The following is a 22366-nucleotide window of genomic DNA, read 5'->3' as shown; positions in this document are numbered from 1 at the left end:
CAAACGCCAGACCAATTACCCCCTTACTGTAAAAGAATAAGTGTAATTGTTCAACCATTTTCATGGTTAAACAATTACACTTAAATAGTACCAAGTAACAAAAAAGGTCTAGGCCTGTCTTGCAAAATGCTTGGGAAAGGACCAGGATGAGCACTTATCTAATGATCTTTTGGTAGCCGACGATATCGAGGCGTTGGCCAAATTTCTTTCCGACCTCTTGGTAGTGGGCACACTTTGTGTAACCGTTTTTTTCAAATAACCGGATACTGGCCTCGTTTTGTCCGCAGATAATCGCGAGCAGCACATGCAGCTGCTGGTCTTTTGCATAGTTCTCAATGTGGGAAAGTGCCAGGCTGCCGATTCCTTTTGCTTTGCAGGCCGGATCGAGATAAATGGTAACTTCTGCGGTCTCATCGTAAGCCTCCCGGGGTTTATGCCGTGTTAGCAGCACGTAGCCGCAAACACGCTGTTCCGCTACGATAACAAAGGTTTTATATACTGGGGTGGCAAAAAAGACGATTTCTTTCATTTCGTCACGGGTTAAGGGCTTTGTGTGGAAAGTAGCGGTTGTATGAAGTACGTAGTATGTATAAATCCGCAGCACATCATTAAGGTAATCCTCTGTCATTTCAGTAAAGCAATAGCGGTCCATGTATATCAACCTCCTATTAGCAATGGTTTCCACACTACAGTGTAAACTCCTTGTACGCATTTTAGTGTAATGTTATAATCTAATATGCTTATAAAATAAGTAATAGTGTAACAACGGAATAAATGCGATGGATTATCAAAAAGGCAGTTCGTTCATCTTGCGAGCGGTGAAGCAATATGGATGTGACTAGTTGGGAGCAGGTTACGATGAAAAGGCAGGATATCATACTTAGTTTTATTGTGATTGTTGTCTGGGGGCTTAATTTTATTGCGATAAAAGTGGGGCTGCAAGATATGCCCCCGCTTATGCTGGGGACAATGCGGTTCTTATTTGCGACATTTCCGGTTCTGTTTTTTCTGCCGCGACCGCCTGTTGCCTGGTCATGGCTAATCATTTTAGGATTAACGATCAATGTGGGACAGTTCTCTTTTCTGTTTTGGGGTATGCAAGCGGGAATGCCTGCCGGCTTGGCATCTTTAGTCATGCAGTCCCAGGCGTTTTTCACGCTGCTGGTGGCGATCGCCTGGCTGGGGGAACAGTGGCAGTGGAATCAGGTAATGGGGCTGCTGTTGTCTGTGGGGGGGATGGCTCTGATTGGTACTGCGCAAGGCAGCAATATGACTGTTACCGGCTTTGCTCTTACTTTAGCAGCTGCAGCCTGCTGGGGCACGGGCAATGTGATTTTGCGCCGGGCGACTCTTGGCATTCCGCCGTTTTCTATGCTGGCTTTAATTGTGTGGGCAGGTGCGGTTGCCATTGTACCTTTAGCATTACTCTCCTGGTTTATTGAAGGGCAGGAGGCATGGATCGCTGTTTTGTGGGCCCCTTCGTGGCGAAGCTTTGGAGCCGTAATCTACCTGGCTTTTTTTGCTACACTGATTGGGTATGGATTATGGGGGAAATTGCTTTCCCGTTATCCGGCTGCAGTAGTAGCCCCCTGGGCGCTGCTTGTGCCTGTAATCGGGATAAGCAGCTCTTCTCTGCTGCTGGGAGAAACCATTTCTTTTTGGCAGGGAGCGGGAGCACTGCTGATTATGGCAGGGTTGCTGGTCCATGTCCTGGGGGGACGATGGTTGAGAATGAAAAATACGAAAATTAAGGAAGGGTAATTAATATGAACCGGCTTTTCGATATTCAAGTGAGACTACTGGAGATAATCAATGGATTGGAAAACAGTACTTCCCGGGATCATTCCTTAGACTGGGAAAGGGTTCATTTAGTCAGTTGTGCCAAAATTGGCGGCTTGCTTGCTGAAATAAGAGGAAGAGACCCTGAGCTTGCGGCAATTGCCTGCGCTATTCATGATTACGGACGTATGTTAACTGGTAAGCAAAAAAATCATGCTGAAGATGGCTATGAGCCGGTAAAAGTCTTACTGGCCGCTATTGGTCATTTTAATCAACAGGAAATTACTATGCTGGCCGACTCGGTAAGACATCATAGCAGCAAGGAAAAGGTGGGTACCTGGCTGGAGGAAATTGTAAAAGATGCAGATGTACTCGATTGCTATCAGTATGGGATGCCGTTAGAGCGGGAAGAGCAGCGCGTACGACTGGGCATAGTTCGCAAAGAACTGCTGGGTAAGTAAAAACATTGCCTAATATGCTATTTTTTTACAAATTTCAGCAGGAAATTCCCTAAAAACTAGCGAAAACAATCTAAAAACTCTAAAAAATTTGAAGATGCCTTAGATACGTTTTGATGCAAAACGAATTTACCCGCTATCGGGACGGCAAAGTGTGGGATGGTAAATGTGGCGAAAAGGATGGATTGTGACAGTATCTGTAACCATTATCCAGCTTATGGTCTCAATATTTCCCTGTACGGTTTTTGCAATCAATAAATATCCGAACATTCTTATAATTAATTCTTATGATCGCAATATGCCGTGGACTGAAAATGAAACGCAGGGGATTATCAATACCTATAACCAGGCTGGCATAGAATCTATTTTTTATATTGAATATCTTGACTGGAAGAATAATCCTTCTCCAGAAAATATCCCAATTTATTACCAACTGTTTAAAAACAAATATGCTGAGAAATCAATCGATATGATTATGGTCACTGATGATAAGGCACTGGAGTTTGCGTTACGTTACCAGAATGAGCTTTTTCACAATGCGCCGATTGTTTTTTGCGGTGTGTATCCGGATTCAGCCGATAAAATGATAAGCGGCCAAACAAATGTTACCGGCGTCTATGAAGTAATGGATGTTGAGGGTACAATAAATCTGATGATGAGCTTAAATCCAAATTTGAAGCAAGTTTATTGGATTTATGACAACACGGAAAGCGGGCAGGCCGTACAAGAGTTGCTTGAGTCGGCGATACATAGACAAAACCTCTCTTGGTCAGTTGTGCATATGAATAAGCTGCGTTATCAGGAAATTAACAGTGAGCTGCAGAATGCTCCTGACGATAGTGCTGTACTAATTGCCACCTACAGCCGTGATGCTGCGGGTATAACCATGGAACTGAGCCGTTATGCTCAAATGTTCAGCAGCAATAGTCGTGTTCCTGTGTACATTTTGCATGATTTTAATGTAGGGATAGGAACTGTCGGGGGCAGTGTGGTAAGTGGCCTGAGACAGGGAAAATATGCCGCTGAGCTTAGTATTCGGATTCTGCAAGGCGAGCAGCCGAACAGTATCCAGCCGGTCAGTCCGGCAAGCGGTGTTGTAACAGTGGATTACCGCCAGTTGGAAAGGCTGAAGCTGCCGGCAGGCAAAATACCGCCTGACAGTATCGTGCTTAATAATCCGCTGTCTTTTTATGAAACAAATAAAAATGTAATATGGTCGGTTATTTGTGTTTTCTGGTTGTTACTATTTTATATTGTTATTCTGATCGGGAACATACGACGCCGTAAGGCGGCAGAAGTTAGTTTAAAGCAAAATAATGAGGAGTTAACGGCACTCTATGAAGAAGTGCTGGCTTCTCAGGAGGAGCTGCAGCATCAATATCAGCAGACCACCAGTATGCGTGATGCATTGGGTAAGAGCGAAGAACGGTACAAGCTGTCGGTTGAAGGGGCCAATGACGGTCTGTGGGACTGGGATATAATAAGGGATGAAGTCTATTTTTCCGATCGGTGCTGTGAGTTATTAGCGCTTGCTTCCAACCAGGTTAAGGGATTCCGGCAGTTTTTGCAGAACCAAATCCCTGAGCGGGATATAGCTCAGGTAATGAATCGGCTCGATGAACATCTAAACGGACAATCAGCCTATTTTGTATTAGAACAAAAAATGAAAACCGCAGATCGGGTTACCTGGCTGCTGCTCAGAGGAAAGGCATTAATCGATACTTACGGACAGCCGATCAGGATGGCCGGATCGCTTACGGATATTACGGACAGGAAATCACACGAGGCGGAAATTCACTTTTTGGCCTATCATGATTCACTCACCCATTTAGCTAATCGGACGGCAATGGAGAGGGAACTGGAAAATATATTGGCTAACTATCCTGACGGCCAGTCGGGAGCGGTACTCTTCATTGATATTGATAACTTTAAAATGATTAATGATACGTTTGGGCATTCCTATGGGGATAAACTGCTTGTTCTGCTGGGAAATCTGCTTGCTGACTGCAGTGAAGGTGAAGGTTTTGTTGCCCGTATGGGTGGAGATGAATTTGTCATTCTGCTTAAGCAAATACAAGATACAGATCACCCGGCACGCTTTGTCCAAAAAATTCGCGATATACTGCGTATGCCGCTGCAAATTAATGAAAAGAATTTTGACGTGACCCTAAGTATCGGAGCAACAGTCTTTCCTCAAGATGGGGCTAGTAAAGAAGAAATACTGAAAAATGCTGATCTTGCCATGTATCAAGCCAAAATTCAAGGAAAAAATAAATGCATATTCTTTGACAAGGGAATGGAAAAGGCAGTGCTGGACAAAGTATTGCTGGAAAGAAGCTTGCGGGAAGCCATTTACCATAACGAACTAAAGCTATGGTACCAGCCTTTTGTAGAAGTAGCTACAGGCAGAATTGTTGGTTTTGAGGCATTAGTCAGATGGTATCATCCTGAGCAGGGAATTATTATGCCAGTGCATTTTATTGACCTGGCAGAGGAAACGGGATTAATTATCCCGATAGGGAAACAGATATTGCGCAATGCCTGCCGCTTTATCGTTGCTTTGCAGCAAGAAGGGCATGAAAAACTCAAAGTAACAGTAAATATTTCCATTGTCCAATTAATGCAAGGTGATTTTGTTCAAACCGTGCAGGACATTTTGGCAGAAACCGGAGCACTTCCCGGATGGTTAGGTCTGGAAATTACCGAAGGTATTTTGATGGAATCAATTGAGGCGAATATTGATAAGTTAAGAGCAATTAAAAAGTTGGGCGTTGGTATTTATTTGGATGATTTCGGAACAGGCTACTCTTCTTTAAATTACCTGAAGAAATTACCGATTGATATTGTGAAAATTGATAAGTCCTTTATTGATGATCTGTTGCATAAGGAAAGGGAAAAACAGCTGACAGAAGTAATTATTCAGTTAGCGCATCGGATGGGGATTAAAACGGTAGCGGAGGGTGTAGAAACCAGAGAGCAATTGAGACAACTGACTCGATATGAATGCGATGTCGTGCAAGGCTATTTATTTAGTAAGCCTGTACCTGAGGAAGCGGTTCGAAAGCTGTTAATTGATAGTGAATTTAAAATTCAGGACTCCCGGTAAGGGAGTCTTCGCGTTATTATATAAATAGTGGATCGAGTAGTTGCTCCTGCAGTAAGGTTGTCGGCCTGCTGAGGGAATAACTGCACATTTGATTAAATAGTAAAGGAGCGATAGTGGTGAACGACTTTACTTTTGGTATTTCAACCAAAGTTATTTTTGGCCGGAATGCCATAAAAAACGTAGTGCCGATTTGTGAGAGCCGGGGCATTGCTAAAATACTCATAATAACAGGTCGGACTGCTACAAAAAAATCACCTCATTTTCTAAGTTTGTTGGAACAGCTGCATTTGGCCGGTATGAAAGTGCAGGTTTTCTCGGAGGTTGAGGCAGATCCTAGTGCCGAAACTGTTGGACAGGGGGTCAGTCTGCTGCAGGAGACTCAGGCGGATGCAATTGTGGCTTTTGGCGGCGGAAGTCCCATGGATGCGGCAAAGTCAATCAACATGGTTCATGCTAATGGCGGATCGATATTAGACTATCTTTATGGCCGAAGGACGATTACGAAAAGCGGCCTACCTTTGCTATGTATCCCCACAACAGCTGGAACGGGGAGTGAAGTGACGGCGGCAGCCGTTACTTCAGACAGGCAAAGCAAGCAAAAAATCGGGGTTTCGCATGAATTGATGATGCCTTCTTTGGCAATTGTTGATCCTGTACTGCATGCCAGTATGCCGCCTGATGTAACGGCTGCAACCGGTATTGATGCTTTAACGCATGCGGTAGAGGCCTTTGTTGCCGTCAAAGCCAATCCAATAACCGATGGCCTTGCTATGCAGGCTATAAAACTAATTGGCAGTAATCTGAGGAGAGCATATTTGCAAGGCGATGACCTGGAAGCACGCAGTAATATGGCAGTGGCAAGCTTAATTGCCGGTGCGGCTTTTACCAATGCCGGGCTGGGGGCCGTACATGGCATAGCCCATCCAATTGGGGCACAATTCGGTATTTCCCATGGTGTAGCTAATGGTATCATGCTGCCTTATGTGTTGGATTATTATCGGCAGGCTGGCAATGCAAAACTTCGTGATATTGCACAGGCTCTGGGTGTGGATACGCACGAGCTAACGGATCAAGAAGCACAGACAGCTGCTATAACGGCAATCAACACCTTAAAAAAGGATCTTTCCATCCCCGAAACACTGGGAGATGTGCAGATTTCGCTGACGGAAATAGAGAATATTTGTAAGGATGCCGCAACCTACAGGCTTTTGCCAAACAGTCCTCGTCAACTGGCAATAGAGGATTTGAGAATTATTGTGGCTAGTGCATTCGAAAAAAGCGCTCAGTAAGTGTTTAAAAAAGATCGCTTGTTTTCTTAGTCAAAATCAGATTAGGAAAACAAGCGATCTACTTATTTATGGGAATGTCAGGGGAAGTATTCATAATGTATAAGAACATTGCCGAAACGACGTGCGCAAATTTGAGCAAACAGGTGCATTGACAGTAAGTTACATTAATTGATAAAACTTGCTATGTAAAGTAAAAAGGAGAATTATGGAAAATAGCGAATGGATTATTATCTAAATATAGTAGATGTTATATAGAATCTATAGGGATAAGATAAATTATATTATGTAAATGATTATTTAGGTAGTTATGTACAACTTATTGCTGTATAGTGAGGGGTTATAATGAATAATGCAAAGAAGCCAAGAAACCTAATGCAAGTTGGGGAATCATCCTGTCAGTCGAATGATACGATAGAAATACTGGTACAGGCTTTGCAGGCAGCAGTGCAGATTAGAGAAGAAAAAGCGTTGCTTCATGAGATCTGTCGTATTATTGTGGAAGTCGGACAATACAAATTAGCTTGGGTTGGGCATGTCGAGGCAGAGGGGCTGCGGAGAATCTGTCCCATTGCCTTTTGGGGAGAAGAAGAAGGTTTTTTAGCTTCGATCAAAGTAACCTGGGCGGATAATCCGCACGGATACGGCCCTATCGGATTTGCATTGCGCCGTCGGCATCCGGTAATTGTGCATAATATTCAGCGGGATTGCCCCTCAGAAGCATGGCGCAGCGGAGCAATCGAGAGAGGCTACCAGTCAGCAATTGTTTTGCCACTCTTTATTGGAGAGATACCAGATGCTGTTCTCGTTATATATGCAGGTCAGGCAGATGCATTTGATCAGGAAACAGGGATACTGTTACTAAGTCTGGCGGAAAATCTGGGACATGCTCTTTTTTCGCTGCGCAACCAAAGTGTTTGTTCAAATGGCAAAGAAATTGAGCGACTGTCCCGGTTGGATTTACTTGGTCAAATGGCAGCATCTGTTGGACATGAAGTCCGTAATCCTATGACAACTGTGCGTGGGTTTCTGCAGATGATGCTGGTCAAAGAACCAACCGGTTCTAATAAAGAATTTTATCATATTATGATTGATGAGCTGGATAGAGCAAATCGGATTATTAGCGAATTTTTATCTTTGGCTAAAAATAGAACTGAAAAGCGAAGGCCAATGTCCTTAAATACAATATTAGAGACAATGTACCCTTTGTTAAATGCAGAAGCAATAAAAAATGATCAAATTATTGTCTACGAATTGTGCAACGTTCCATCACTGATGTTGGATGAAAGCGAAATTAGGCAACTATTTTTGAATTTAGTAAAGAATTCGCTTGAAGCTATGCCGAAAAAAGGAGTAGTGAGAATTAGAACGTTTTACAGCAATCAAACTGTCGTCTTAGAAGTGGCCGATACCGGAAGCGGTATTCCTGTACATGTATTGAATAAGCTGGGCACCCCTTTTCTCACTACCAAAGAGGGCGGCACAGGACTGGGATTACCGGTCTGCTATGGCATTGCTTTGCGGCATAATGCCGCAATTGATATTAAGACGGATGATGCAGGAACAACTTTTCAAATAAAATTTTCTACTGATAATGCTTTAGAAAGGACTGTAAGTTAGCTGTTTATGGAGATAATAAAAGCTATAGGGTAATAAAACAATATAAACAGGATTTATGGGTTATTACGGCGAATTTAATGTAAAGCAGTAAATACTAGGGGAGGAGAAGCGCTTCGTAATTCTGAGCAATTCGCTGCTATAAAATACAGGATACGAACCAGAAAAAATAAAATGAAATATTGGCAGGCAGAAATTGCAGGGCTAATATTGGGAGGTTGCTAATGGCAAAAAAAAATCGAACACTACAGGAAATAAAACGATATATAATGCTTTTTATCGGGGCGATTATTACCGCAGTGGGGCTGGAAATTTTCTTAGTACCCAACAATATTATTGACGGCGGTATAGTGGGCATTTCCATTATGGCGAGTTTTCTAACCGGACTGCCCCTTAGTTTGTTTTTGGTGGTACTAAACATCCCTTTCATTTATTTGGGATATAAGCAGATCGGCAAAACATTTGCTATTTCCACATTATTTTCGATTGCTTCTTTGTCTTACTGGACCCATGTGTTCCATCCCATTCCCGGACTAACCCATGATCTGTTTTTAGCTGCTGTTTTTGGGGGAATCATTGTCGGGCTCGGTGTCGGAATCATTATTCGCTTTGGCGGTTCCCTTGATGGTACCGAAATTGTAGCGATTATTTTTGACCGGTGGACGAGTTTTTCTGTCGGTGAAATTGTTATGTTTTTAAACCTGTTTATTTTATCAAGTGCGGGCCTCGTATTTACCTTAGACAAAGCAATGTATTCACTAGTTGCTTATTTCATTATTTTTAAGGTAATGGATATTGTCATTGAGGGCCTCGATGAGTCCAAAGCGGCAATGATTGTTTCGGATAAACCTGATGAAATTGCGGATGCACTTCTGGCTCGCTTAGGCCGGGGTGTGACGATTCTGCATGGTGAGGGCGGTTATACCAAAGAGCGAAAAAATGTGCTCTATGCGGTAATTACCCGACTTGAAATGGCTAAATTGAAATCAATTGTAGATGAGATAGACGAAAATGCGTTTTTGACAATTAATGATGTGCACGAAGTTATGGGTGGTAAATTTAAAAAGAAAGCAATTCATTAGCTGCTTAGCAAAAACGTACTGTTTCATCAGTAAATATAATAAGCCTGCATACCATCTTAAGATGGTATGCAGGCTTTTTCAATGGGGTATTGCCGGAAATCGGCAGCTTATGTAAATTTAACATTGAAAGGAGTCATTTTACGAATAGAGCGCCAATTTGTGATAGTCAATATTTCTCCCTCAGCTGTTCGCACAAGAGGATGAAGGTTTAAGAAATGGCCGGTATAGACAATCTCAACCTCCCTATCATCATCTAGCTGCAGCTTATTGCCGATGATGAAAATACAGAAGTTGGTCAAAAAGGTGGTGCAGATTTCCGTATCGAGCTTTGTATACATGTCTTTTGCCAGCTCTTCTGCCGCAGCGAAGGGGTTGGCCTTTGCCGAATGTTCCCGGTCAGCTGTCATGGCGCAATAAATATCTGCAATAGCTACAATCCGGGCAAACCGGTGGATCTTATCACCACTGAAACGACCGGGATAGCCGCTTCCGTCCAAACGTTCATGATGCTGGAGGATCCCAAATTTTACGGTGGGAGGAATATTCGGAAGGTCGTTTAGCAGCCGGTAGCTGTAGGTGGCGTGCAGTTTTACAAGCTCCATTTCTTTAGGAGTTAATTTGCCTGATTTGTTGATGATTTCTTGAGGAATCTGTGTTTTTCCAATATCATGAAGCAGACCCGTTAAGATTAATTCAGAGATCTCTGCTTCACTGCTTCCCAGCCATTTGCCGATAAGACCACTTAATAAACCTACGTTAATCGAGTGATTGTAGAGATAATCACTTTTAGGCCGGTCAATGTTTAAGTAGTTGGCGGCAGAATGGGAATTGACTATTGGGCTGATGTGATTAGAAGCTATATTCTCAAAGATCTGCATAGGAACTTTGCCGTACTTTTCAATTGTATGAAAGGAGGATTTAATTTGTTCGACTGCCTGATTCAATCGCTCCAGGTTTTTGGGATCCAGAGTAATTTCATTGATTTCCGGATCCTGTGCTTCTTTGATGCTTACCGCCTCGACACCAAGTCTGGCAAGGTGGTCTAGTTGTGCTTTATTTAAAATGGTGCCTTCGGCCAGCAATACGGTCCCTTTTTGGTTTAAAACCGGCTGACCGAGCTCCATACCGGGTGTAAGTTGGTTTACGTTATAAAGCTGTGTTATCCATGTCATCAGTTACCAGCTCCTTCCCACCATACTATCTCATATACCGATTCCTTTATTATGGTACTGTAAAGCAGTTGAAGAAACAATCGGATGAATGTCCTGCTTTTGACCTAATTTAACGGGACTAGTCCTTAGTTTTGCCGGATTTTACTGAAGATTATTTTTGCCCGAAATCAGTTTATGGTAAAATAGAAATAAACTGAGGAGTGGAAAACATGTCAATCACGCAAACACCGGTACCGCCCTACTATGCCGTTATTTTTACCTCGCAGCGGACGGAAGGGGATCAAGGATATAGCAGCATGGCGGAAAAGGTCCTGGAGCTTGCCGGTCAGCAAGAGGGCTTTATTGGGGCTGAAAGCGTTAGAAATGGAGCTGGTCTGGGAATTACGGTTTTTTATTGGCAATCACTGGAGGCAATCGAGCATTTTCGCAATAACTCCTTGCATGCAGCGGCGCAAAAAAAAGGGCGCAACTGCTGGTATAGTGAGTTTGGCTTGCGGGTTTGCAAAGTAGAAAGAGATAGTTTTTTGTAGGTCTTTTAAAAGGCTCAGAATACGATTATTGGGGTGTAGTAATGAAGCAAAAATCAATGATGGCCTTGCGGACCATAGCTTGTGGCTGGCTGGCTTTTCTTTGTTCGTTTGTGGACCGTCTTTCCTGGCCGCCGATCATTCCTATGGCAGCTGTCGAACTGAGGCTTACTGCTGCTGAGGCTGGCGGGTTTATGAGTGCGTTCTTTTTTGGTTATTTACTTACCCAGCTGCCAGGCGGCATGCTTGCTGACCGCTGGGGTACCCGTAAAGTACTGCTGGTTTCTCTTTTTGTAATGGGGCTGTTTACAATGGGGCTGGCCGTAACCAACGACTTTGGGCAGGGGGTTATTCTCAGGTTTCTGGCTGGCTTTGGTTCAGGTGCCGTATTAGCTGCTGCGGTTAAAGGAGTATATGATCATGTAGCTGCCGAGCACCGGGCAATGGCAATGGGTTTTTTTATGACCTCAGCTCCATTAGGACTGCTCCTGGCTAATTTATTATCACCGCTTATTGCCGCACATTACGGCTGGCGCACGTCTTTTCTCTTTGCCGGAAGTATGACATTGGCTGCTTTGGGGCTTACCTGGTTGATATTACCACGTCGAACTGGGCTTAGAATCGTACCAGCGGCAGGAAAAACAGGTATAAAGTTTGAATTAAAAGAGATAATAACCAATCGCGAACTAATGCTGACGGCTGCAGCCGGCTTTTTTGCTATGTGGGGAACCTGGGGGACATTGACCTGGGCCAACGCCTATATGCATCAAGGATTGGGCTTGTCCTTAAAGGAATCGGGCCGGACAATGGCCCTGTTTGGGATTGGCGCTCTAATTGGACAACCCGTTGTCGGGTGGCTGTCCGACCGGTTTCGGCAGAGGCGCCGTCAAGCCAGTATGGTGCTCTTGGGAGTGTTCGCCGTTTTGCTATGGTTATTCGCCAAGAACCAAGATGCGCAATATTTAGCGGTATTAGCGACATTGCTGGGAGCAGGAGCTTTTATGTTTGGTCCTGTACTGAATACTTTTATCAGTGAGCTGGTCGCCGCACGTTCAGTAGCGACCGCAGTTGGTTTCTGTAATGGAGTTTGGCAGATTGGGTCGTTGATTTCTCCGGTTACTGCCGGGCTGGTTTTAGACCAAACAGGCAGTTATGTATACGCATTTTCCATTTTGGCTGCGGGGCCGCTGGTGGCAGTAGGACTGCTTGCTTTCGTACGGTCCGATAGAGCCTTCGTGGAACGGCCTCTTACAAAAGCCAGAATTCAAGCAGCAGGCTCGTTGCCAGGGCCAGTCCCAAAATAGTATTAGTTTGTGCTGTTGCTACCATAGCCGGCATTAAGTCTTGTGGGGCAATATGGCGGCGGAAACCTTGAACCGCTGTAACGGCTTTTGGCAGACTGATAAAGGTTAACAATCCCCATAAGCTGATAATGCCTGCAGCGATGAGTGCCACTATCCAAACATAAGACAAGCAAAACATGATCGTGAGCAGGCTGGTAGCAGCCTTTCTTCCTAATAAAATAGCCAGTGTTTTCCTGCCATGCTGCTCATCCCCAGTTAAATCGCGTAAATTATTTGCCATCAAAATAGCGCCGATTAAAATAGAAGTGGGGCCAGAGATCAAGAGGCTTCGATTCGTAATCGTTTCCGTCTGCAGGAAAAAGGAAATGACAATAATGATCAGTCCCATGCATAGGCCTGCTACTACCTCACCCAGGGGCGTAGCGGACAGCGGATACGGCCCGCCTGAATAAAAATAGCCGACTGCAGCACAGCAGAGACCAACCGGTAGAAGCCACCAGCTGCTTTGTTGACAAAGATACAGGCCCAATAAAAATGCTGCTGCCAATGTATACTGAGACAGTGTTACTATCGTTTGAGGTGCGACCCCTTCACGGACAATCGTACCGCCAATACCAATAGAGGCTTCGTTATCTAAACCGTTTTTAAAGTCGTAATACTCATTAAGCATGTTCGTCGAAATCTGAATCAGCATGCTTGCCAGTAGCATAGCAAAAAATAAGGCTGGGCGAAACTGGCTCACTGGCAGTGCCAAGGCAGTGCCGATAGCTACAGGAACAAAGGAAGCCGTTAATGTATGCGGCCTAAGTAAGTTCCACCAAACTCTCCAGTTTGTTGAAGGGCACGCTGTTATGCCTGGCTGATTGTTTTTATAATTAACTTCCATATCGACTCTCCTCTCCTTTTTATCGTAACCGATCTCTTGCTCAGGGTAAATGCCTATTTGTGAAAATGGCTGCAGTGATGCGCAAGGCACGGTAATAATTTTACCGTATAATAAATTTTAGAGGTTTTTTTAGAGAGAAATGGAATAAACTAGAAAAATAATAAAGTGCTCCGTGCTAGTGGGAGGATGTAAGATGAGAGAAATTCTACTCTACCATAAAAAATCATTGACCGTAACCGTTTTATTGGTAGCTGTCATGATATTGTTCTGGCAATTTTTTGCTATGTGGATTGGCAAGACCATTCAAAATACACTTGTGCAAAGAATAGAACAGCAATTGACAGGGCGGCTGGTGGTGGGAGATATTGACCTGACTATATCCGGGCGAGTCAGAGTGCGCAATGTTTTTCTGTACGATCAGCAAGGGGGCTTGCTGGCGAAAATTCCGGTTATGAAAATATTATACCGGTGGACAGATTTGACTGGCGGCAGTTTAGGTTTGCCGCAAGTGGAAAAGGTATCGCTGCAGGGAAGCGAGATTTGGCTAACGGAAGACAATGGGAAGCTGAATTGGGACGGATTATTACATAATCAACCGGCAGGCGAACAGAATTTTCATAGTCAAATTGAATTTGAGTCAGGAAAGTTCCATCTGCAGTCAGGTCAGCTGACCAAGACGGTGGAGGATGTTAAAGGTACGCTGGCTTTTATTAATTCTCCTGATATGGAAGTCAATCTTCAGGGGAAGGCAGCCCAGTCTTTACTGAATGTGAGCGGTCATTGGGGAAAGCTGCCTGGTGAATTAACCCTTAAAATAGGAAAAATCGAGCTGGTAGAATGGAGTGAGTTGTTTGCCAGCCTGCCGCTGAGTTATATTGAGGGAGGGCGGCTTGAGAATGTTACCGTAGTGGCTGGGCAAGATGAGCAGAAGGCGCTGCATATGAGCGCCCAAGGAGATTTCACGGGCCTCAATATTGCCGGTAAATTAAATATACGTGATGGCCAGGGGACGTTTATTGGTGATGCAGACGGGATACAGTTTAGTGAACTGTCGATGCTGGTGTATGGGCAGCAGGCAATAGGGCAAGGAAGTATTGATTTAAAAGATAATAAGAAGACGCTTGACCTGGCGTTCTCTTTGCCTGATGCTGACCCTGCGGCCCTTGTAACAGGCTTGACCGCTCAGCGTCCTTTAGCAGTTCAAATTCAGGTCAGCGGTCAGTTAACAGAGCCGGAGATCAAAGGTGCTTTTAGCTTGCCGCAGGTTAGCTTCAGCGGGATGGCGGTTGATGCGGTTAAAGGCAGTTTTACTTTCCGTGATAACCGGGTGGCCTTGCAGGATGTAAACGGTAATATCCAGCAGGGACGGATTAACGCTGAAGGCGCGGTGTATGTAGATAATCAAAGCTATGAATTGGATGTGACCGGACGTAATTTGGAAAGCTCCCAGTTAACAGATAAGGATGTTCATGGTCCGCTTAGCTTCACCGGCCATGTGAGCGGCCGCGGTGAAGACGCTGTTACCAAAGGGAACTTTGCAATACAAAATGGGAAAGCGTATGGAATAGCATTTCAACAGCTTACCGGCTTTTTTGTCAAGCGCGGCTCAGCAATGGAGTTATCCGACCTGGCTGTCAGAACGGCATTTGGAACGTTCTATCCTGAACAGTTAAGCCAGGAAGTACTGGACAGACTAAAAAAGAAAGAAATGCCGGCGGCAGAAGAGGAATTAAAACGAGCAGTAGCCGAAAAACTTATTCAACAGATCTTTCGTTAAATAAAAACCAGCAGAACTCCCACAGGAGCTACTGCTGGTTTTTGGTTGTTTATAGAGAGTTTGCCCAGCCTGTCAGATACCGTTGTGTATCTTAAGCAGGCAATTTTGAAGCATCATTCTGAGCGGGCTTTAGGTTTTGCAGCTGAGACAGAAGCATTCCGATTAGCATAAGTGCTGAACCGGTAATTTCCTGTAATCCTAAGTATTCATTAATCAGCAGATAGCCGCCAATAACAGCAAAAACCGTTTCCAGACTGAGAATGATGGCGGCATGAGACGGGGAAGCATTCTTTTGCCCAACGATCTGTAGTGTATATGCAATGCCGACAGAGCAAATGCCCCCATATAAAATAGGGGTGCTAGCCTGGAGTAAAGAGGTAATTGTGATGGTTTCCAGCCAGAGCGCAGTTGCCAGGCTGAAGGCAGCGCAAGTGACAAACTGAAAAAAAGCCAGCCGCAGCGTGTTTACTCTATCCGCAAAATGATCAATTAGCAGAATGTGAATTGACCAAAAAAATGCTCCCACAAGTTCCAGCAGGTCACCATAAGAGATAGAGAAGTTTTCTTTTACGCATAGCAAATACAGGCCTGCTACGGCAAAAAAAGAGCCGCACCAGGTCCAGGGGTGGATACGCTGCTTTATGAAAATTCCCAGAATGGGTACTAATACAATATAGAGACAAGTAATAAAAGCGGCCTTACCGGCAGTCGTGTATATCAGGCCGATTTGCTGTAATGAGGCAGCAATAAATAAAACGGTACCTGCCAGAAAGCCAGCACGGGCATCCTCCCGATAACTGGATGCAGCAGAACCCGTTGAAGCAGAGCGGTAATAAAATAACAGTGGGACCAAGGAAAGGCTTCCCAGTACAAACCGCACGCCATTAAAGGTAAAGGGCCCGACGTAATCCATGCCTACGCGCTGGGCAACAAATGCCAACCCCCATATTGCGGCGGCCAGCAATAATAATAGATTTGACTTCATAATGGATCTCCTTTGTAAAAAAAGTGCTGTGACAATGCCTTTATTGTATGCTATTTTCAGCATTTCATCAACCCCTGTTCTGTACTCAGAGGACAGGTTGCTAATAAGGGGAGACAAGCAGGTAAGCCTGTTGCATAAAAGCTTGGTTGCTACTAAAATAGAATCATTCCAGCTAAGGAGGCATAGGCAATGGCTGCTATTACCTGCGAGCGGCGGACTTACACGGATAAATCATATGGGCATATTCACTCCTATGCTCAACTGGTATTGCCAGTTAAAGGAATATTATCCGTAACAGTAAATACAGCCGTCTTTGACGACAACTGTCAAAATGTCATTTTTATTCCACCCGAGAGCTATCATTCTTTTCATTCACATACAAATAATCAATTTCTTGTTTTGGATATTCCCCCGATGTATTTGCCGCAAAGCACAAGACCAGTTCCAGAATGCCAATTGCTTGACGAACGCTGGAAGGCAGTCCGGACCCTGCTTGCTCAAGAGGTAAAGGATACACCGGTGGCGAATTCGCGGTTAACAGACTTATTCCGGTACATCCTGCGCTTATTGGAACAAGAGAGCTGCCCGGCCTCGATAAGATATATACATGATCAGTATTACCGCGATATTACTCTTCAACAGTTAGCTGATATTGAGCATTATCAGCTATCCTATTATTGCGAATGGTTTCAAAAACACTTTCGGGTATCTCCTATGGAGTACATCCGCAGGCTGCGGCTTGAAAACGCCCGGCGGCTGCTGGAAGACAGTGAGCATACAATTTTGCAGATAGCTCAGCAAGTTGGTTACCGCCAGCAATCTACTTTAACCCGACTTTTCCAAGACTATGCCGGAGTGACTCCAGCCGCCTATCGAAATAAAAACCGAATAAAAGCGAAATACAACCAGTAAGCTGAGCAAGTCGACAAAGGAGCCTTCTGTTACAATGACAATATATTGTAACAGGAGGTTTTTCATTGTGACTATAAATATAATGGGGCCGCTATATTTATCTGCAGCTGCAGCAATTTGGGGCGGGATGTATGTTGCCAGTAAGTATGCACTGGAGGTAGTGCCGCCTTTTACTTTATTATTTTTACGTTATTTTTTTTCTGCCCTCACTTTAATTTTGCTGTGCCGACATAGCAAAGTGGAAATAATCCCGCGAGAAGACCGGGGCATATTGTTTCAAATTGGTTTTTTTGGATATTTTCTTTCCGTTGCCGCCCAATTTATTGGAACGAAGCTTTCGACTGCTCATATGGGAGCTGTTATTACCACCTTATCCCCAGTATTTCAATCGGGCTTTGCTATTTTGTTGTTAGGAGAAAGAATAATAGTAAGGCAAGTGATTGCCATTGGGCTTTCATTAGCAGGAGTATTGGTTATTACAGGCCTTCCGGGAGAAGAAGCAGGGGAAGCATTTTTTTATGGTAATTTGTTTTTTCTCCTCGCGGCATGCTTATGGGGCTACTATTCGGTGCTGTCAAAAAAAATAGCAACCCGCCATCCTGCCCTGCGGATTACTACATGGGGAATTATGCTGGCCACAGGATTTACGCTGCTTCCGGCAGTTAGCGAAATCACTACCTGGGATGCTGCTGCACTAAAGAGCTTACCGGTAATGTTAAGTATTGGGTATTTGGCCGTAGTCTCTACTACCGTTGCTTATTATTGCTGGAATAAAGGATTGTCCTTAATGAATCCTCATCAAGCGGGTTTGTTTTTTTTCCTGCAATCCATTGTCGGTAGTATTCTAGGCTGGTTAGTACTTGATGAGAACTTGTCATTTCCATTTTTTGCAGGAAGCTTTTTAATCATTGCCGGTGTTTATTTTGTTCTGAAATTAAGATAATAGAATTAAGTTAAAAAATTTCTGCAAAAAAGTTTTTCATTGCTTCAAAAGAGCGTTTGTCAGTTTGACGGCTGTATGAGGATGAGCTGGGATTAGTAAAGTTATGGCCTGTTGAGCTGTAAATATTCAACTGCCAATCTGCTCCGGCTTTGCGCATTTCTTCTTCAAAGGCAGCAACTTGAGCAGGCGGTACAACTGGATCTTCCGCTCCATGAAGGACAAGAACTTTAGCATGAATGGGACTGGTTTCACCTGCTGTATCAAGATTTCCATGGAAGCTGACTACTCCTGCAATGCTGGCACCGCTGCGGGCTAATTCCAAAACTGTCATGCCGCCAAAGCAGTAACCGATTGCTCCCAGCTTGTTCGAATCTGTTAAGGGGTGATTGCGCAAGATATCCAGGCCTGCATTTACTCTCAGACGCAGCAGCAGGCGGTCGTTTTTGAGTGTACTTGCTATCTTAGCTGCTTCCTTGTTATCTGCAGGGCGAAGATTCTTACCATAAATATCAGGAGCAAAGGCAACATAGCCTAAGCTGGCCAGCTGCTGGGCCCGTGCCCGTACGTAAGAGCCTATTCCATTCCAGTCGTGTACCACTAATATACCGGCGCGTTTACCTTTCACAGCGTCATCATAGGCTAGATAGCCTTCCATTACTGTATCACCTTGTTTGTATTCGATAACTTCGCCTCGGATCTGGGCTGAAGCGGTGGGAAAGGTTAGTGATATGAGTAGCATAAGAATCAATAAAATACGCATGCATGGACCTCCTTATTTAATACTTTATAGTTACTAGATATGTTCCATAACTAGAAAAAATTTCCTGCCGCTAAAAAGACTGTTATTAGTTAATCTATTTATCTTAAGGGGAAGGGACAAATTCAGTGGATTTATCAGTAAAAATCAATAGCTCGGAGGATGCAAAATGAGTGATTATCATGTCAGCAAGTCTCAGATGATGGATGGATTTAAATGTATTGCTTGCGGTCACGTATGGAAAACGACAAATATAAAAGATAGCTGCCCGGTGTGCGGCTATGCCTGCAACGCTTATGTTTGCAGCAAGGTGCCTGCTAAAGAAAAAGATTGATACTGGAGGTCTGCAGGTTAGTAGAGGGTACTGCAGGCCTTTTCTTTTTCGGTTGTTTCGGTTATGCTGTTACCAGAGTTTGTTTAGCTTAGCTAAGTATTTACTGTTGTGTGGTTTAAGCTCTGTTGGGAAAGGAGATATGCTTATGAATCTGCAGTTATCGTTGGAATCAGCAGTTTTGGCGGTAGTTATGGTTACGTCCTTTTTAGCGCCTTTTATGGGTAGTTCGATTAATCTTGCCATACCGGCTATTGGTACGCAATATAGTGGATCAGCTACGGTGCTCAGTTGGGTAGTAGCTGGCTATTTGCTAGCTTCAGCCGCCTTTTTACTGCCTTTTGGACGGCTGGCTGATATTGAAGGACGGAAGAAGATTTATGTGTCAGGTATCGTGCTATTCTCTCTGTTTGCATTGTTATCCGGTTTGGCTTGGTCAATAGAATCCATGATTTTTTTCCGGGTTTGCCAGGGGGCAGCCAGCGCAATGATCTTCAGTACCGGCATGGCAATTTTAACTTCTGTTTATCCGCCTGAGCGGCGCGGCCAAGCAATGGGGCTTACTGCAGCCGCTACTTATATAGGACTGTCGCTGGGGCCTGTTTTGGGTGGCTTTTTGAACCATAATTTCGGCTGGCGGAGTATTTTTTATTTCACCGCGCTCATCGGGCTGATTGCAGCGATCTTAGCTGCTTGGCGCCTAAAGGGAGAATGGGCTGATGCCAAAGGGGAAAAGTTTGATTTAATTGGCAGCTTTTTGTGTGTAGGCTCGCTTGTGGCGGTTCTTTATGGTTTTTCAGAAGTTTCGCAAAGCCGTTGGGGCATATATATTCTTGGTTTCGGAGTAATGGTAACGGCTGTTTTTATTTGCTTTGAATCAAGGCAGCAATATCCTATTTTTCATGTGGCATTATTTCGTGATAACAAAACCTTTGCTTTTTCCAATCTTGCGGCAATGATTAACTATAGCGCCACTTTTGCCGTTGCTTTTGTCTTGTCTTTGTATCTTCAAGTCGTAATGGGATATGATTCTCAGGTGGCAGGGTTGATTTTACTGTCTCAGCCTATCATTATGGTGGTGTTTTCTCCGCTTGCTGGTGCACTTTCCGACCGGATCGAACCAGCGGTCGTCGCATCCTGGGGAATGGCACTAAGTACACTTGGACTGTTTCTGTTCAGTTTTCTTGCTAAAGAGACATCCCTATGGCTGCTGATTGCTAATCTGGTTCTTATCGGCTTGGGCTTTGCCTTATTTGCATCTCCCAATAATAATGCGATCATGGGAGCTGTGGAAAAGAATTTTTACGGCATAGCTGCCGCTTCGCTGGCGGCTGTGCGGCTTATTGGTCAAAGCATTAGTATTGCGATTGTAACAATGCTGCTGGCAGTGCACGCTGACGGGGGAAATGCGGGGATAAATTCGGCGGAAATGATTCAGGCGGGTACTCGCACAGCCTTTCTTGTTTTTGCTGGTATCTGTGGGGTAGGAATTTTTGCCTCTTTAGCCAGAGGACGCGTTAATAAGCAAAGTCAATAAACAGCAAAAAAACGACTTATCGCCTGATAGACGGTAAGTCGTTTTTTTGGTATAGCGTTTCAAATATTATTCGGCGAAGGCAGTTGTGGTAGTGTAGCGGTTAAAGAAGATTGATAAAAGAAAACAAAAAAATATGTCGATTTTTCTGTTTTATTAAGCAAAACGTGATAAATTCAGTCATAATTAGCAGGGAATTTTATTAAAATTAGGGAATAGCTATTTGACTGTATTATCTTTTAATTTGATACATTAGCTATTTTACAACACGGTAGGCTCGTAACCGTGTTTCTTTCGTTGATTTTTGACTTTAATAAGCGTGGGGTGCCGGTTGATGCTGCAATTAATCCAGGAATATATAGCGAAATTAACAGAAGTTGATAAGCAACTAGAAAAGCTAATGACTGATCGTAAAATGATTGAGACTGAATTATCTGCGTTAACTACGGCAATTAAGAATCAATCAGAGGTTTTCGGCAAAATTATTTCGCTAAGTCATGATTGTGCGTTTATCTTGGACTGCCATAGCCGGTTCACATATGCCAGTATATCAGGTGCACAGCTGTTTGGTTTAAAACAACTCGATGTGATCGGCAAGAACTGGCGTGAACTGGGTCTTCCGAGAGAAATTATGATTCCATTTGAAGCTCATTTAAAGACCGTTTTTTTGTTAGGGACATCCATTTCCAAAGTTGCCAAGGTTGCATTCCCGCATGGCATCCGCTATCTTGAATATTTCCTGAATCCCATATTCGGCAAAAATCATGTTGTGGCAGCTGTTTTTTGTGTAGCCCGGGATGTCACGCAGAATAAAGAATCAGAGACTATTCAGCAGCAATTGACATTGCAATATATTAACGAGGCCCAGCGACTGCAGCAATTAATTGATACGGCTCCGCTGGCGATACTTACCGTAGATGGTGAAGGCTTTATAACAGCAATTAATAATACGGCAATTCAACTGCTGCCGCAGATCTATAATCGCTTTAAGTCGACGCAAATTCATCAGATGTCTATGGCGATTCAGGAAGATTATGCCGATGATTTATTGATTGCCCGGGCGTTGCAGGGAGAGGTGATTAACTCCCGGCTCTGCCAGCGTGGTGATAAGTGTTTTTTGGCGAGTGTACATCCTACGCGTGAACCGGCCAGTGGAAGAATAATTGGTGTCGTCGCCTTCTATCAGGATATTACGGAGCTGGAGCAACTGCGTAAGGAGTTGGCCAGATTAGACCGGCTGAATTTAATTGGTGAAATGGCCGCCGGAGTTGCTCATGAAATCCGTAATCCCATGACGGTAGTGATGGGCTATATCCAGATGCTGGCTGCTAAGGCCGAAGAAGAGCAACGGGAAAAATATGATATTATTATGGAAGAATTAGACTGTATCAATACAATTGTTACCGACTTTTTGTCCCTTGCCAAGAATAAGGCAGTGGTAAAAGAGGAACAGAATCTAAATGCAATTATTAGCAGTATTGTTCCCTTGCTGCAAGCGGATGCAGCAAAACATGATATCGAAGTCGTGTTGAATTTAGAAGAGGCTATGCCAATGCTGCTGCTCAATGAAAAAGAAATGAAACAGTTGATTTTAAATCTTTCCCGCAACGCGATAGAAGCAATGACTGCCAAGGGAAAACTTTGTATTAAGACAAGAGTCAGACCCGATAAAGTCGAGTTGATCACGATAGACAGCGGTTGTGGAATTGAACAGGAATATTTAAGCAAAATATTTGATCCTTTTTTTACCACGAAAGATCATGGCACGGGACTTGGGCTAGCCGTGTGCTACAGTATTGTGGAACGTCATAATGGACGCATTGATATAAAATCAACAGTAGGCGCAGGTACAACCTTTATCGTGTCTTTTCCCCGCATGGAAGTGCGGCAATCCCAAAAGATATGAAAAC

19 protein-coding genes are annotated in these 22366 nt (G+C 44.0%); 14 read left to right on the top strand and 5 right to left on the bottom strand.

The features are described 5' to 3' along the window. Window positions 1–154: 154 nt before the first annotated feature. Window positions 155–652: a GNAT family N-acetyltransferase gene (locus EV210_RS17710; RefSeq protein WP_132082692.1), complete on the bottom strand. Its 498-nt coding sequence runs from the start codon at window positions 650–652 to the stop codon at window positions 155–157. Window positions 653–858: 206 nt separating this feature from the next. Here EV210_RS17710 and EV210_RS17705 point away from each other — a divergent pair, with 206 nt between their 5' ends. The 6 genes from EV210_RS17705 to EV210_RS17680 all read left to right on the top strand — a co-directional run bounded on the left by EV210_RS17705 (window position 859) and on the right by EV210_RS17680 (window position 9328). Beyond that, complete coding sequence (locus EV210_RS17705; protein WP_132082705.1) at window positions 859–1761, top strand: EamA family transporter; 903 nt, start codon at window positions 859–861, stop codon at window positions 1759–1761. 5 nt (window positions 1762–1766) lie between these two features. After that, entirely contained in the window at window positions 1767–2240 is a 474-nt protein-coding gene (locus EV210_RS17700) for an HD domain-containing protein (RefSeq protein WP_132082691.1), read from the top strand. Between the two features lie 163 nt (window positions 2241–2403). Continuing rightward, on the top strand, window positions 2404–5343 hold the full coding sequence (locus tag EV210_RS17695) for an ABC transporter substrate binding protein (protein ID WP_132082690.1): 2940 nt from the start codon (window positions 2404–2406) through the stop codon (window positions 5341–5343). A gap of 116 nt (window positions 5344–5459) precedes the next feature. Beyond that, complete coding sequence (locus tag EV210_RS17690; RefSeq protein WP_165898959.1) at window positions 5460–6632, top strand: iron-containing alcohol dehydrogenase family protein; 1173 nt, start codon at window positions 5460–5462, stop codon at window positions 6630–6632. Window positions 6633–6974: 342 nt separating this feature from the next. Then, window positions 6975–8249 carry an ATP-binding protein gene (locus tag EV210_RS17685; RefSeq protein WP_132082688.1) on the top strand — a complete coding sequence of 425 codons (1275 nt, stop codon included), beginning with the start codon at window positions 6975–6977 and terminating at the stop codon, window positions 8247–8249. Window positions 8250–8470: 221 nt separating this feature from the next. Then, the gene (locus EV210_RS17680) at window positions 8471–9328 is read left to right on the top strand and encodes a YitT family protein (protein ID WP_132082687.1); all 858 of its coding nucleotides are present in this window, start codon (window positions 8471–8473) and stop codon (window positions 9326–9328) included. Window positions 9329–9435: 107 nt separating this feature from the next. Here the strand turns inward: EV210_RS17680 and EV210_RS17675 are convergent, their stop codons facing one another. Continuing rightward, the gene (locus EV210_RS17675; RefSeq protein WP_132082686.1) at window positions 9436–10500 is read right to left on the bottom strand and encodes an HD-GYP domain-containing protein; all 1065 of its coding nucleotides are present in this window, start codon (window positions 10498–10500) and stop codon (window positions 9436–9438) included. A gap of 209 nt (window positions 10501–10709) precedes the next feature. Between EV210_RS17675 and EV210_RS17670 the strand changes: the two genes are divergently transcribed. Both EV210_RS17670 and EV210_RS17665 read left to right on the top strand, forming a co-directional pair. Continuing rightward, window positions 10710–11030, top strand: coding sequence for an antibiotic biosynthesis monooxygenase family protein (locus tag EV210_RS17670; RefSeq protein WP_132082685.1), 321 nt, complete (start codon window positions 10710–10712; stop codon window positions 11028–11030). 41 nt (window positions 11031–11071) lie between these two features. Continuing rightward, window positions 11072–12331, top strand: a complete 1260-nt coding sequence (locus EV210_RS17665) for an MFS transporter (protein WP_132082684.1) — start codon at window positions 11072–11074, stop codon at window positions 12329–12331. On the opposite strand, the gene EV210_RS17660 is transcribed toward EV210_RS17665, so the two are convergent. Further along, window positions 12276–13217, bottom strand: a complete 942-nt coding sequence (locus tag EV210_RS17660; protein ID WP_132082683.1) for a 1,4-dihydroxy-2-naphthoate polyprenyltransferase — start codon at window positions 13215–13217, stop codon at window positions 12276–12278. The two genes, EV210_RS17665 and EV210_RS17660, sit on opposite strands and share 56 nt — an antisense overlap. Before the next feature lie 193 nt (window positions 13218–13410). Here EV210_RS17660 and EV210_RS17655 point away from each other — a divergent pair, with 193 nt between their 5' ends. Continuing rightward, window positions 13411–14994 carry an AsmA family protein gene (locus tag EV210_RS17655; RefSeq protein WP_132082682.1) on the top strand — a complete coding sequence of 528 codons (1584 nt, stop codon included), beginning with the start codon at window positions 13411–13413 and terminating at the stop codon, window positions 14992–14994. A gap of 91 nt (window positions 14995–15085) precedes the next feature. On the opposite strand, the gene EV210_RS17650 is transcribed toward EV210_RS17655, so the two are convergent. Then, window positions 15086–15979 (bottom strand): DMT family transporter, encoded by an 894-nt coding sequence (locus tag EV210_RS17650; RefSeq protein WP_132082681.1) that lies wholly within the window; start codon window positions 15977–15979, stop codon window positions 15086–15088. Window positions 15980–16168: 189 nt separating this feature from the next. Here EV210_RS17650 and EV210_RS17645 point away from each other — a divergent pair, with 189 nt between their 5' ends. Together EV210_RS17645 and EV210_RS17640 are read left to right on the top strand one after the other, a co-directional pair. Further along, the gene (locus tag EV210_RS17645; protein WP_132082680.1) at window positions 16169–16891 is read left to right on the top strand and encodes an AraC family transcriptional regulator; all 723 of its coding nucleotides are present in this window, start codon (window positions 16169–16171) and stop codon (window positions 16889–16891) included. Window positions 16892–16958: 67 nt separating this feature from the next. After that, window positions 16959–17834: a DMT family transporter gene (locus tag EV210_RS17640; RefSeq protein ID WP_243650616.1), complete on the top strand. Its 876-nt coding sequence runs from the start codon at window positions 16959–16961 to the stop codon at window positions 17832–17834. A 10-nt stretch (window positions 17835–17844) separates the two neighbouring features. Here the strand turns inward: EV210_RS17640 and EV210_RS17635 are convergent, their stop codons facing one another. After that, window positions 17845–18594, bottom strand: coding sequence for a dienelactone hydrolase family protein (locus tag EV210_RS17635; RefSeq protein WP_132082678.1), 750 nt, complete (start codon window positions 18592–18594; stop codon window positions 17845–17847). Between the two features lie 166 nt (window positions 18595–18760). Between EV210_RS17635 and EV210_RS22755 the strand changes: the two genes are divergently transcribed. The 3 genes from EV210_RS22755 to EV210_RS17625 all read left to right on the top strand — a co-directional run bounded on the left by EV210_RS22755 (window position 18761) and on the right by EV210_RS17625 (window position 22362). Next, complete coding sequence (locus EV210_RS22755) at window positions 18761–18925, top strand: hypothetical protein (RefSeq protein ID WP_165898958.1); 165 nt, start codon at window positions 18761–18763, stop codon at window positions 18923–18925. Window positions 18926–19070: 145 nt separating this feature from the next. Further along, on the top strand, window positions 19071–20459 hold the full coding sequence (locus tag EV210_RS17630) for an MFS transporter (protein WP_132082677.1): 1389 nt from the start codon (window positions 19071–19073) through the stop codon (window positions 20457–20459). Between the two features lie 331 nt (window positions 20460–20790). After that, window positions 20791–22362 carry an ATP-binding protein gene (locus EV210_RS17625; protein ID WP_132082676.1) on the top strand — a complete coding sequence of 524 codons (1572 nt, stop codon included), beginning with the start codon at window positions 20791–20793 and terminating at the stop codon, window positions 22360–22362. The last annotated feature ends 4 nt before the right edge of the window (window positions 22363–22366 follow it).

Source organism: Anaerospora hongkongensis, assembly GCF_004339805.1.
Lineage (GTDB): Bacteria > Bacillota > Negativicutes > Sporomusales > DSM-15969 > Anaerospora > Anaerospora hongkongensis.
This window is presented reverse-complemented; position numbering and strand designations above follow the sequence as displayed.